Source organism: Cupriavidus sp. 05T42 (assembly GCF_056396345.1).
Genome location: NZ_JBFTLH010000058.1, coordinates 1 through 977 on the forward strand (window position 1 = coordinate 1; position 977 = coordinate 977).

The 977-nt window shown below is 62.5% G+C and carries 1 protein-coding gene; it reads left to right on the plus strand.

All coding sequences use genetic code 11. The annotated features are described in order from the left end of the window. Nucleotides 1–977 (plus strand): DUF637 domain-containing protein (locus tag AC1EJR_RS27295; RefSeq protein WP_477147857.1); only part of this gene is annotated, 977 nt, incomplete at both ends.

A 977-nucleotide genomic window follows, 5' to 3' on the forward strand; every position in this document is an offset into this window, starting at 1 on the left:
CCTCGGGCTGAACTACACCGAGGACACGCTCCAGGACGACATCCACACCCGGTTTATCAAGGAAAAGAAGGGCTTCGGCATCATCGGCCAGATTGTGGCGATGGTCGCGGCGGTGGCGATCTCGATTGTTACGGCTGGGGCGGGGGCGGTTGTTGTCACAGCGGCATTTGGTGCGACGTTTGCCGGTTCCGTGATGGGCGTCGCGCTATCGGCGGCGATCTCCGGCTTGGTTGCCGGTACGTTGTCCAGCATGGTGACGCAGGTCATTACCACGGGCTCGCTCAACCTCGGCGCCGCGCTGAAAGCGGGCGCGGTATCCGGCCTAACGGCCGGGCTGACCCAAGGCGCGATGGGAGCTTTGGACCTCAGCTCTCCCGGGGTGACAAGCTTTGGCGACAACATCGCCAAGGGCGACTGGGCTGCGGTGCAGGCGAACCTGGGGAGTTATGTCGAAGCAAGCGTAGTCCGCTCGGCGATCAGCGCGGGCGTGAACACCGTGGCCTATGGCGGAAGCTTTGGGCAGGCGTTCGTGGGTGGGCTGGTAAGGGATGCGGCAGCAGTTGGGGCCAACGCCGTGGGAGTAAGCGCGCCGGGTATTGGCATGCCGGGCTCGGACTCCTCGACGATCCTGACCAATGTGTTGGGACATGCGCTGGTGGGGTGTGCTGCGCAGGGCCTTACAGGTGGTGATTGTGCAGGAGGCGCGATCGGCGGSGCGGCGRGYGCTATTGCGGCGCCGTTGATTCGGGATGTTGTCTATGCCGATAGCCCAGTACTCAACTACAGTGACGACAAAATTCGGCTGGCGGTTACCGTCGGTCTGGCAACGCTTGTAGGCGGGGCTGCGGGCGCGCTTCTGGGTGCTGACGTCAATTCGGCAGGGTTGGCGGCACAGAATGAAGCGATCAATAACGCTACGAGTCGATATCAGAACGTTAAGGATCCTCGTTTTCAGGCCAATGTAAAGGCGTTGGGCG